At 62.8% G+C, this 11,013-nt stretch carries 12 protein-coding genes; 2 read left to right on the top strand and 10 right to left on the bottom strand.

All coding sequences use genetic code 11. The annotated features are described in order from the left end of the window. Positions 1-209: 209 nt before the first annotated feature. From phtC to AB0876_RS33695, 8 genes are all read right to left on the bottom strand, one after another. On the bottom strand, positions 210-956 hold the full coding sequence (gene phtC, locus AB0876_RS33730) for a 3,4-dihydroxyphthalate decarboxylase (protein WP_047040748.1): 747 nt from the start codon (positions 954-956) through the stop codon (positions 210-212). Further along, positions 956-2,188, bottom strand: a complete 1,233-nt coding sequence (locus AB0876_RS33725; RefSeq protein ID WP_047040745.1) for an NAD(P)/FAD-dependent oxidoreductase — start codon at positions 2,186-2,188, stop codon at positions 956-958. The genes phtC and AB0876_RS33725 overlap by 1 nt, the downstream gene beginning before the upstream one ends. Continuing rightward, positions 2,188-2,382, bottom strand: coding sequence for a ferredoxin (locus AB0876_RS33720; RefSeq protein WP_047040743.1), 195 nt, complete (start codon positions 2,380-2,382; stop codon positions 2,188-2,190). The genes AB0876_RS33725 and AB0876_RS33720 overlap by 1 nt, the downstream gene beginning before the upstream one ends. A gap of 18 nt (positions 2,383-2,400) precedes the next feature. Next, positions 2,401-2,733 carry a hypothetical protein gene (locus AB0876_RS33715; RefSeq protein WP_047040740.1) on the bottom strand — a complete coding sequence of 111 codons (333 nt, stop codon included), beginning with the start codon at positions 2,731-2,733 and terminating at the stop codon, positions 2,401-2,403. Beyond that, positions 2,730-3,329, bottom strand: a complete 600-nt coding sequence (locus AB0876_RS33710) for a 3-phenylpropionate/cinnamic acid dioxygenase subunit beta (protein ID WP_095795377.1) — start codon at positions 3,327-3,329, stop codon at positions 2,730-2,732. The genes AB0876_RS33715 and AB0876_RS33710 overlap by 4 nt, the downstream gene beginning before the upstream one ends. 8 nt (positions 3,330-3,337) lie before the next feature. After that, positions 3,338-4,801 (bottom strand): aromatic ring-hydroxylating oxygenase subunit alpha, encoded by a 1,464-nt coding sequence (locus AB0876_RS33705; protein ID WP_047040736.1) that lies wholly within the window; start codon positions 4,799-4,801, stop codon positions 3,338-3,340. Positions 4,802-4,971: 170 nt separating this feature from the next. Continuing rightward, on the bottom strand, positions 4,972-6,285 hold the full coding sequence (locus AB0876_RS33700; protein ID WP_047040733.1) for an IS256 family transposase: 1,314 nt from the start codon (positions 6,283-6,285) through the stop codon (positions 4,972-4,974). 158 nt (positions 6,286-6,443) lie between these two features. After that, the gene (locus AB0876_RS33695; protein ID WP_047040730.1) at positions 6,444-7,685 is read right to left on the bottom strand and encodes an IS110 family RNA-guided transposase; all 1,242 of its coding nucleotides are present in this window, start codon (positions 7,683-7,685) and stop codon (positions 6,444-6,446) included. Between the two features lie 231 nt (positions 7,686-7,916). On the opposite strand from AB0876_RS33695, the gene AB0876_RS33690 reads away from it, so the two are divergent. Then, a complete protein-coding gene (locus AB0876_RS33690; RefSeq protein WP_131721949.1) occupies positions 7,917-9,254 on the top strand; it encodes an integrase catalytic domain-containing protein in 1,338 nt (445 codons plus the stop codon). Positions 9,255-9,379: 125 nt separating this feature from the next. Here AB0876_RS33690 and AB0876_RS33685 read toward each other — a convergent pair whose 3' ends face one another. Together AB0876_RS33685 and AB0876_RS33680 are read right to left on the bottom strand one after the other, a co-directional pair. Continuing rightward, complete coding sequence (locus tag AB0876_RS33685; protein ID WP_047040723.1) at positions 9,380-10,246, bottom strand: aldo/keto reductase; 867 nt, start codon at positions 10,244-10,246, stop codon at positions 9,380-9,382. 60 nt (positions 10,247-10,306) lie between these two features. After that, on the bottom strand, positions 10,307-10,456 hold the full coding sequence (locus tag AB0876_RS33680) for a hypothetical protein (protein ID WP_157894436.1): 150 nt from the start codon (positions 10,454-10,456) through the stop codon (positions 10,307-10,309). A gap of 249 nt (positions 10,457-10,705) precedes the next feature. Between AB0876_RS33680 and AB0876_RS33675 the strand changes: the two genes are divergently transcribed. Next, on the top strand, positions 10,706-10,927 hold the full coding sequence (locus AB0876_RS33675; RefSeq protein ID WP_080989707.1) for a helix-turn-helix domain-containing protein: 222 nt from the start codon (positions 10,706-10,708) through the stop codon (positions 10,925-10,927). Positions 10,928-11,013: the final 86 nt, after the last annotated feature.

The raw sequence follows: 11,013 nt of genomic DNA, 5'->3' as shown, positions 1-11,013 counted from the left end.
TTCCGTCTGCCGCCAGGCGGGTGCCCGGGATGTCGAACGCCCCGACGATCGGCCGGATAGCGAGCCCTGCCAAGTCGGCGGCCACGACCTGCGGGGGGGGTATTGCGGCGGCGGACCGTATTTGGATCCGTCTTCTGTCTCTGTCGATCGCATGCCTTGTATCGTACCCAGCGTCGGCGGGACTGTCGGCACTGCCGCGCTGGCCGGCTTCATGGGCTGACGCTCAGCCGGGCGAGCTCGTGTCGCCAGGCGGTCGCGATGTTGAACGGCCCTCCGAGATCTGGCAGCTCCGCCATGTCGGGACCGGGAAGGTCGTGCAGCTGCCCTCCGGCTGCTGTGATCTGAAGCGACAGGCCTGCCAAGGTGTTTACGCTGATGGCTTGGAGGACCGCCTGCTCCATCGTCGGCGCCGCGCTGGTGAGGCCGTGTCCGCGCAGCAGCACCACGGGCCGATCGCCCATGGCGTCGAGCATTTCCGCTGCGAGCTCGCGGTTTCGCACGAGCACTCCTCTGGGGTAGACGGGTATTCCGTCTGCCGCCAGGCGGGTGCCCGGGATGTCGAACGCCCCGACGATCGGCCGGATAGCGAGCCCTGCCAAGTCGGCGGCCACGACCTGCGGGGGGTGGGCATGCACAACGGAGTTGATATCCGGGCGCCGCCGCAGCAGCTCGGTGTGCAGAGGCAGCTCGTTGGGGACCGTGTAGCCGCTGTCGAGCTCGCCTTCGGCGGCGGGATTGCCGTCGAGGTCGACCAGCCGGATGTCGTTGGCTTCGGTGTGCGCGAGGCCACGCTCCTTGGGACCCCTGCAACGGACCAAGAGCTCGTTCTCCCCCGTTCGCGCACTGATGTGGCCGAGGATTCCGTCGGCGAGGCCGCGGCCGGCCAGGACCCGGCAGGCCATTGCGATGGCCTGCCGTTGCTCTTCGTGGACCACCGGCGGCTGACTTCCCCGCATCAGAGTGCCGCCGTCGGCCGGGGCTCGAGCAGGAGCTCGAGTTTGTCGCGCAGTTCCTGCACGCCGATCCCTGATCCCATGCCGCGGCGGCAGGCAAGCAGGGCCTTCGGCCAGTTCACGATCGCGGCACCGTACAGTTCCACTCCGTCGGTGGTGTAGAGCGCTGCGAACCGACCGTGCAGCTCAGGGTCTCCGATGAGGACATGGTCGGCGTTGCCTCCCACGCGACCGACGACCTGGATTTTCCAGTCGTGCTGGTCGCTCCAGACGTATTCAACCGGTGTGTACTCGCGGGGACTGTCCGGATGGGTGATGTTGTGGGCGACGCATGAGGCTTGCTCAACCGCGTTTGTCCAGTGCTCGATCCGGATGTCCGCACCGTGCTTCTGATGCCGCCAGCGCGCCACGTCGCCGACGCCATACACGTTCGGGGCGTCCACAGCCCTGCAGAACTCGTCCAGCACGACGCCGTTGTCCACCAGCAGTCCCGAGGAGGCCAGCCAGGCGTCGTTGGGAACCGCGCCGATCCCGATGAGAACGGTGGCGGCTTGTACTGTCTGGCCGTTGGTAAGCCTGACGCTGAAGGACCCGTGCTCGCCCTCAATGGCCTCGACTCCGGTGCCAAAGATCGTGGTGACGCCGTTGTTGCGGTGGAGTTCTCCAAACAGCTGTGCGATTTCGGCGTTGAAGATGCGGCTCATTGGTATGGGCATCGGGTCGATGACTGTCACTTCCAGACCGAGCGTACGTGCCGTCGCGGCTGCTTCGGCACCGATGAAACCGGCGCCGATCACTGCCAGTTCCCCGCCTTTGAGGAGGTCGGCGCGCAGTTTCCGGGCATCGTCCAGGGAACGGAGCACGTGGATCCCGGGCCGTTGGCCCCAGGGTGAGGGTCGGGCAGATGCGCCCGTGGCGATCACAAGGTTGTCGAAGTGTAGGGGTTCGTGGTCCTGGAGGTACAACAGGTTTCCGGCGACATCGATGCCTGTGGCGGCGTGCCCGAGCAGCAGCCGGATGCTGGCTTCCTCCGCCTGCTCGCGGGTAAGGAGGCGGATGGACGACTCCTCTGCTTTGCCGGAGAGGACGGATTTGGACAACGGCGGCTTGTCGTACGGGAGTTCCGTCTCAGCACCGACGAGGACGATGTCGCCTTCATACCCCTCCAGGCGCAGGGACTGGGCAGCACGCACGCCGCCGGTTGAGGAGCCGACGATAACTGTGGTCGTGTTCATCAGTCCTCCACTACTAGGGCGGACACCGGGCAGCTGCGGGCAGCCTCGGTGACACGGGAACGCTCGGCCTCGGGAACTTTGGTCCTGAGGAGAACAACGATTCCGTCGTCATCCAGATCAAAGTAGTCGGGTGCCCCAACGACGCAGTTGGCGTAGCCCTGGCAGGCTTGCAGATCTGCTTTTACGGTAGGCATTGTCAATCTCCTTGGCCTCTAGATGTTGTTTTTGTTCTGGGGCGGCTGCTCGTCCTCGGTGACAAGCGGCCCGAACGGATGCCCGATCATGGCCGAGAAGGTTGCCGGCGCCTGCCAGGTGAGGGCTTCCAGCTCCAGGGGGCACAGGGACACCCACTGGCCGGAGCGCGGGGACTTGATCATCAGCCGCGAGCCGTTCCGCGTCTCGACGCGGCTTACCTGGACTTCGGAGAATTCGTTGGCGATCACGATCGGAGCGCCGTTGACCCGTGCTTCCAGCCGGTCGCGCTCCTCCGCCGCTCGAATGGCGGCAAGGCGGTCCTCCTCTTCGCCTTCCCATTCGAGTTTCATAGGAATATGGCCAGATTCTGCATCCGGATGACCGCCTCGTCGACCATGATGGTGCGGCGGGCGAGCTGCCAGCCGGAGCCGGTGCGGCGCAGCAGATCCTCCCTGCCTGCCGACACGGTCGCGGCCTCGCGGACGTCGCCCCGGCTGCGGAACAGCAGGACCGCCGAATCCACGATGATCTCATCCGGGTTACCGGTACGGAACGTCCGGACGTTGGTGACGTAGTGGCGCAGCCGCGACGGAGGGTCTTCGGTCCAGGCGTGTTCCGTGGCGAAGCGCGCCGCCCTGCGGCTCAGCGAGTACTTGTTTTCATCCATGTGCGCCATCCCGGGAGACGTGCTGTAACCGGCCCCGAGGGCAGTGGTCACCCTCACCGGCATGAGATAGTGCACGTCGTCCGTGAGGCGGCTCAGCCACTCGTCGTACTCCTGTGCGTCGAGCAAATAGGATTCATCGACAAGCCACTTGTGGGCTTGCAGATGAAGTTCATCATTGAACGGCAGGGAGTCACCCGTCCTCTGAGTACGGGGGGCGTGCCCTCCCAGCACCGACTGCTCCGAGAGAGATTTGTTGCTGCGTTCGGTTACGGCTTCAATACCCACGGCTAGCCCTCCTTCGAAACGGTCATTGCCGGGGCGTGCCCGTTGTGCTCAGCGGGAGCCGGGAAAGAATCCGGGGTGTCAGACGGACAGTCCTGCACCGGATTGCTGCCGACGTGCACCTGGGCCGCTTTTTCCATCGGTCGTTCAAGATGGTTGGCCCATCGCAGGAGCAGTTCACGCTGGTTGTATTCGCTGTATCCGACGCGGGTCGAGCCGGGGCCGGAGTACTGCTCGGGGGTCAGGGGTTCGACGACGTTCTGTCCGTTTTCCAGCATGCCCATGCGGCTGTTCAGCAGCAGGCGCCGTGCCATCGGGCCGCCGGCGGTGCTGGTCAAGGAAACCCAGTTTTCCACGTCGTCCTGCTCGAACATGCCGCCGCTGCCAAAGCACATGAGATAGGCCTTGTAGGAAAGTGCCTTAAACTCTTCGGGCGCGTTCTTGTCGACGGCGAACCACGATACGATCTCGGTCTCGTCTTCACTGATTGGCTGCCACTGCCGGATGGAGATGAACGGGAGCACTTCATCGGAGTCTTCTTCGACCCGTGGCCAGTTGTGCACGAAGCTCATGTTCGGGAACACCGACGCCGCCGACACCATGAACCCGTCCTTGCCCACGACGTCGAGCTGCTCCTGGCTCCACTGCTCTTTCATGCGGGCGATCATCTCGTCCGGGTAGCCCACGTAGCGGAGGCGGTCCTCCAGGCTTCCTTCGGGAAGCTTGTAGGTAGTTCCGCCGCCGTTGCCGGCCCAATAGGTTGTCCCGTCCTTGCGCTTTTCCGCCTTTGGTTCGCGGAACAAACCAATTTCGACGACGGAGGTGTGGGTCTGGGGGGTGTGATACATGTCGCCGGCGAAGTTTTCGGCTCCGATTTTCCAGTTGGCCTTGACCCGCCACCGCTGCGGCCCGCGCAGTTCAATCCCGCCGGAGCTTTGCTTCGTGTAGTAGTCCATGTAGAACTTGAAGTCACCCAGGAAGTCCTCCAACGGCTCTGCGTCAGGATCCAGGCTGACGAAGATAAGGCCGTTGTAGATGCCCAGGGAAGGAGCAGGCAGCAACGTCTGCCCCTGCTTCTTGAAGCCCTCTTCGCCGCCGTATGCCTCTTTGTGGAAGGGCAGTCCGACTATGCGGCCGTCGTTACGGTAGGACCACCCGTGGTACGGGCAACGGAAGTGGGAAGCGTTTCCCATCTCCGTGCGGCAGACCTGCATGCCGCGGTGAAGGCACATGTTGAACAGTGCCCGGATTTCTCCATGTTCATCACGGGAAATGATGAATGAGTCTTCCAGGACGCGGCGCACCACGTAGTCGCCAGCTTCGGGCACCTCGGATTCGTGGGCGACGAAAAGCCAGCTGCGACCAAAGACCCGCTCCTTTTCAAGCTCGAAGATCTCTTTGTCGTTGTAAATGTGTGCAGGGATCATGCCCTGCCGTACATCCTGAATCACGCCGCTGTGGTCAGTCATTGATGGATCTCCTTGTCCGGGCCGGCAAGACGCCAGTCATCTCTGGTAATCAGAGATAGTTTCTTTTAGAAAGAGAATGACTTAAAGTGTGGCGTTCGTCAAGCCCCCGACGAGACTCATCTAAAGTGCTCGCGAAAGAGGAATAGTCAAATCCTGTGGATCGGGGGTCGTCAGGCGACCTCGGACACCGGAGTGTCGGGCGAGGGTTCCGGGGTGATGTCGACCGGCCGTTCGAGGAGCTTGCCCTTGTGGAACAGCGCGCCCGCTCGCACCAGTGCGACCAGCTGCGGTGCGTTGACCGCCCGCCACCGCGACTGCGCGGCCTCGATCAGCTTGTAGGCCATCGCCATCCCCGCCGCTCGTGAACCCGGACCCTTGGTCACCCTGGTCCGAAGCCGCACCGTCGCAAAAGTCGATTCGATCGGATTCGTCGTACGCAGATGCACCCAATGCTCGGCCGGATACCGAAAGTACTCGAGCAACACATCGGCGTCATCGACGATCTTCTTCACTGCCTTCGGATATTTCGCACCGTAGTCCTGTTCGAACGCCGCGATCGCGATCTGCGCCTTGTCGATGTCCTCGGCTCCGATGATCTCCTTCATCGCCGCCAACGCGCCGGGATGCGCGGACTTCGGGAGTGCTGCAAGGACGTTGGATTGCTTGTGGAACCAGCAGCGTTGTTCGCGGGTGTCGGGGAACACTTCCCGCAGTGCCTTCCAGAATCCCAGCGCGCCGTCCCCGATCGCGAGCACCGGGGCCCGCATTCCGCGGCGGCGGCAGTCCCGCAGCAGATCGGCCCAGCATTCGGTGGATTCGCGGTAGCCGTCGGCCAGGGCGACGAGTTCCTTACGTCCGTCGGCCCGCACCCCCAGCATGACCAGCAGACAGAGTTTCTCCTGCTCGAGCCGCACCTTCAGGTGGATGCCGTCGACCCACAGGTAGACGTAGTCGACTTGCGAGAGATCCCGCTGTCCGAAGGCTTTCGCCTCGTCCTGCCACTGCGCGGTCAGCCGGGTGATCGAGGCCGGCGACAGGCCGGCACCGGAGCCGAGGAACTGCTCGAGGGCGGGCCCGAAGTCGCTGGTCGACAGGCCGTGCAGGTACAGCAGCGGCAACACCTCGGACACTTGGGTGGACCTGCGGGCCCAGGCCGGCAGGATCGCCGACGAGAACCTCTTACGCTGGCCTGTCTCGGGATCGATGCGCTTGTCGTTGACCCGTGGCGCCTTCACCGTCACCGCACCGGCGGCGGTCATCACGTCGCGTTCGGTGTGGTAGCCGTTGCGTACGACGAGGCGGTGGCCGTTGTCGTCGACTTCACCGGCGTGCCGGGCGATGTAATCGGCGACCTCGGCCTGCAGGGCTGCGGCGAGCATCTGCCGGGCACCGTCGCGAACGATCTCATCGAGCAGCGACCGGCCTGCACCGGCGGCGTCGCCGGCCTCGTTCGGGTCTCGGCCTTCGTGTACTACCGTGAGCACGGGCGTGCCTTCCCGCCAGCGCGCCAACGCTGGTCTTGATCAGAATCCTGTTTCGTCAAAGATCATCATCCGGGAAGGTGCGTCCTCCCGGGATCCACAGGTTCTGATCATTGCTCCTCGCGAAATGGGGTGCGTGCCTAATACGAAAGTAAGGTGGGTCAGGCTGCCTCCTGGTTACTTAAGGTGACGTTGTAGCCGAGTTCTTGGAGGCGGCGGATGGCGTTGTTCTTGGTGCGGGTGGGGTCCTTTTTGGTAAAGAAGTCGGATCCTGGGTCGTGGTAGCACTCGCCGTCCGCGAGCATGTGCCAGACGGCGGTGAGGATGGAGTGTTGGGTGGCGACGATGGCTTTCATCTTGCCGCGGCGCACAATGAGTCTCTTATAGCGTGCCCCGAGGTAGCTGTTCTTGGGGTTTCTGGAAATCGACAAGGCCGCGACGCCCAGAGCGCCCTTGAGATAGCGGTTCCCAGGTCGGGTCCTGGTGGACTTTGCCCGGCCGGCAGACTCGTTGGATCCTGGGCTTAGGCCCGCCCAGGATGCGAGTCGGCCCGGGCTCTGGAAGGAGCTCATGTCTGCCCCGGTTTCGGCGATGATGACATCGGCCACGAGGGTGGAGACCCCGGGAATGGTAGCTAGAAATTCCCGTGCCGTTTGAAAGGGTTCCATCGCCTCGTTGATGCGGGTGGTGAGTTCCTCGACGCACCGAGTGATGGAATCGATGCGTTCCAGATGCATGTTGCAAAGATAAGCATGGTGCACCTCGAAGCGTCCGGTCAGCGCCTCTACGAGCTCGGGAACCCGCACGCGCATGCGCCCCCGAGCCAGGTCAGCCAACACCTGCGGATCCCGCTCACCCTTGATAAGTGCCTTGAGCATGGCCCGGGAGGAGACACCCATCAGGTCCGAAACATGGTCCGAGAGCTTAAGGCCGGTAGACTCCAGAAATTTCTCCAGTCGTTGGACTTCCCGGGTCCGGTCCTGGGTGGCGATGGTTCGTGCCCGGGTCAAATCCCGAAGTACGCGGATCGGTTGAGGCGGGACAAAACAAGGGCGCAGCAGCCCGTGCGCACCGAGCTGAGCTAACCAGGAAGCGTCGGACACGTCAGTTTTTCGCCCGGGAATGTTGCGGGCCGCCTTCGCATTGACGAGCATCACTGGCAGGAGGTCCTCCATCAGGTAGTAGAACGGCTTCCAGTAATCACTGGTTGCCTCCATGACCACCGTGGTGACCTTCGCGGCGACCAGCATGTCCCGCAGGGCGAGGATCTGATTGGTGGTGGAACCCCAGGTGGTGACCTCGGTGGAAAAAGTCCCGGCACGCTTGCCCGGGGACCGGATGGCGACCTTCGCGTCACCCTTGGAAATATCAATGCCCGCGGCACGTTCATGAACCAAGTCCACGGGACACCTCCTAACCTGCTTGTTTCAATGGGTGGTGATGCCTGCCATGTAGAGGGTGGAATTAAATCAGGACTCTAATACTCGTGCTCACAGCAACAATCCACGGTTCCCGTGGAACCCTCCGCACCACGCTCATTTACGGGCCAAACAACAGCACCAAGGAACGACCGGCGTCGGACACGGCAGACACCACCATCATCCCGCTGAGCCATCCGATTCACCAGAGGCAAGGTGCGTCAAGAGGGACTTTCGACACCCACGGCGCGCAGCGGCGCTGGCACGCTCATTTGGGAAATGCTCGCGAAATCTCTGGTGCATGGTCGGGTGCTTTGGTGTGCTGGAGGGATGTATGGGTTGACGTTGTCTGCGCGCAGGGAAATCACTAAGAAGGAAGCCGGCGCGTATGTGGCGGCGTCGAAGAAGGCCAAGGGCGAGATCCTGGACCGGTTGGTGGCGGAGGTGGGCTGGTCGAGGGCGAATGCCCGGCGGCAGCTGGGCAGGGCCTTCAAGCGGCGGGGCCCGGCCCGTATGGAGGTGCGCAAGCCGAGACCGCCGACGTATGGCTATGACACGGTGAAGGTGCTCCAGCAGGTCTGGGTCGTGGCTGGGCAGCCCTGCGGGAAGTACCTGGCCGCGGTCATGGGCACCACACTGGCCAACATGGACGCCCATATCCGCGCTGGCGCTTTCGGGAGGGTGCGGGCCCGTTACAGCCCCGCAGTGCATGACCAGTTGCTGGCGATGAGCGCGGCAACGATCGACCGGCTGCTGGCACCGTTCAAGCTCTCGATGTATCCGGACGGGAAGTCCACGACCAGGTCGCGGCGGAACCAGTACACCGAGTCGATCCCGATCATGTCCCGCATCCCGGATATTGACTGGCAGCCTGGCCTGGTTGCCATCGATACGGTCGCGCATTGCGGCAACAATGCCAAAGGCCAGTACGCATTCACACTGACCGCCACGGACGTGTACACCGGCTGGACCAGCAACCGGGCGATCAAGAACAAAGCCGCCAAATGGGTGGTCAAGGCGATGGATGAAATCCTGGACGAATTCCCATACCCCATCGACCACATCCATAGCGACAACGGCTCTGAATTCCTCAACGATCCGGTCACTACCTGGTGCAATGCCCATAACATCCGCATGACCCGGTCCCGGCCCCACCACTCCAACGACAACCCGTTCGTGGAGCAGAAAAACGAGGCCGTCGTCCGCCGCTCGGCGTTCAACTACCGCTACGACACCGATGCTGAATTGGGGCTCCTGAACGAGCTCTGGCCGCTGGTGAACCTGCGCAAAAACCTGTTCCTGCCCACCAAGAAAGTCACCGGATATCACCTGAGCCGCAAGGGGAAGTCAGTGCGCAGCTACGACGACCCGCGGACCCCGGCAGACCGGATCAAGGACACCGGGATCATGCTCGAACCCCAACGTCACTACCTGGACGAGCTCTACGCCAGTCTGGACCTGGCCGGCCTGACGAACCGGATCAACGAGATCCAGCAGCGACTCATCCGGCTGGCCGCCGCCAAGACCTACTCCCAAGCACCCCACGCAGCATGAGACTTTCGCGAGCACAATAGATGAGGCACGCAGGAATCATTTGGCGAGCATCTTGACATGAGGCACCACGGCCCCAGTCGGCCGAGTGGCCGAGGCCCCGCCGGACCGCGTCCGTTGGCCGGGATTCAGTGACCGTTTTCCGCAGCATCTGAGTCCCGCGCAGCAGTTTCGCCCATATCCAGGCGGGCCAGATCGTTCATGTCGTCGGCGGTCAGGGTGAAATCGAACGCAGAGATGTTCTCTCTCAACCAGACGGGGTCCGAAGCCTGCGGGATGGGCACCAGGTCCTGCTGAATGTGCCATCGCAGCAGGACCTGGGCAGGTGACCTGTTCAGACGGTCGGCGATGGCCACCACAAGGGGGTTCGCACGCAGTCCGGATTCACGGCCGATCGGGCTCCAGGATTGGGTGAGGATTCCCAGCTCCCGGTGGACCGCACGCGGTTGTGTGCGCGCCAGAGCAGGACTTAGCTGAATCTGGTTGACGTCCGGAACGACTCCGGTCGCTTCGATGATTTTCCTCAGGTGGGCCGGCTTGAAGTTGGAGACGCCGATGGCCTTGACGGCGCCTTCCTCTAACAGGGTTACAAGGCCTTTCCATGCCTCCGCATACGCGCCAAGCGCCGGCACCGGCCAATGGCACATGAACATGTCCAGATAGTCGACCCTAAGCTTCCGCAGGCTTTCGTCGTACGCCCGACGGACGCCGTCGACGCTGTGGGACTCCTTGTTGAACTTGCTGGAAATAAAGAGTTCCGCCCGCGGGACGCCGGCGGTTCTGATGCCGCGGCCCACGGCTTCTTCGTTGCGGTATTGAACGGCCGTGTCGACCAGCCTGTAGCCGGTCTGCACGGCACAGCGGACGGCTTGCTCGCATTCGGCGTCCAGCATCGGCCATGTTCCGAGGCCGATCCGCGGCATACTGTGTCCGTTCAGCAAGGGCAGCCTTGAGGTCGCACCTGGTCTCGGAGCCGTACTCGTTTCATTTATCATCGGAGGGCCTCGTCTTTCGGATCTGTCGATAGTTTGCTAAACGGCTGAAGCCTCAGCTCTTTATGTTTGGGCCATCACGGGTGCGGTCAGCTCAAGGTAGGCGTTTGCCTCCTGCAAGCCAACGCCGCCGCCACACTTGTTGTCGATGTCGAACAGACTGGCCAGATGCGGCAGCTCGGCACGGTCGCCGTAATCCAGCAAGTGAAGCACAACGCATAACTGCTGTCCAGATGTTAATTCCGTTCAGCAGAGAACTGGCGAGATCTGCCGGTGTGGCAGTGGTAGCCGCCCGCCCAGCGCCGTCTGGCCTGTAATCCTCGCCAGTGGGGGCCATTAAACGCATCGCCATGAGATAGCTTCGGATAGGGCCAAGCCTCCCGGAGACCGCCTCCCTTTTGAAGAAGAGCGACCCGGGCCATGTCGAGGCGTTGGCCCGGGCTTTGTCCGTGCTGAAGGCCTATCAGCAGCCAGGACAGGCCATTGTCGGTCTCGGATGTTGCCGAGTTCGTCGGGATCGCCAGGACCGCGGCGGGGCGATTCATCCTCACCCTGGAATACCTGGGTTATCTGTCCTACGACGCCAGTGGCTATTCCTTGCGGCTAGCAGTGCTGGAGATCGGGGATGCCTATCTGCTGAGCCATAAGCTGCTGGCGGTGGCCCATCCGCACCTTGAGCAATGATCAGAACCTGTGGATCCCGGGCGGGCGTGCCTTCCCGGAAGATGATCTGCAAGGAATCCGAATTCTGATCAAGACCAGCGTTGGCG

This window comes from Mycobacterium sp. NPDC049093 (assembly GCF_040704635.1).
In the GTDB taxonomy this organism is placed as follows: Bacteria; Actinomycetota; Actinomycetes; order Mycobacteriales; family Mycobacteriaceae; genus Mycobacterium.
The sequence above is the reverse complement of the archived record's forward strand: the minus strand, read 5'-3'. Positions and strand labels throughout refer to the sequence as shown.

Excerpts from the sequence above, each read along its gene's own strand:
- AB0876_RS33720 (WP_047040743.1), bottom strand. The coding sequence starts at position 2,382 with ATGCCTACCGTAAAAGCAGATCTGCAAGCCTGCCAGGGCTACGCCAAC.
- AB0876_RS33725 (WP_047040745.1), bottom strand. The coding sequence starts at position 2,188 with ATGAACACGACCACAGTTATCGTCGGCTCCTCAACCGGCGGCGTGCGT.
- AB0876_RS33715 (WP_047040740.1), bottom strand. The coding sequence starts at position 2,733 with ATGAAACTCGAATGGGAAGGCGAAGAGGAGGACCGCCTTGCCGCCATT.
- AB0876_RS33685 (WP_047040723.1), bottom strand. The coding sequence starts at position 10,246 with ATGATAAATGAAACGAGTACGGCTCCGAGACCAGGTGCGACCTCAAGG.
- phtC (WP_047040748.1), bottom strand. The coding sequence starts at position 956 with ATGCGGGGAAGTCAGCCGCCGGTGGTCCACGAAGAGCAACGGCAGGCC.
- AB0876_RS33705 (WP_047040736.1), bottom strand. The coding sequence starts at position 4,801 with ATGACTGACCACAGCGGCGTGATTCAGGATGTACGGCAGGGCATGATC.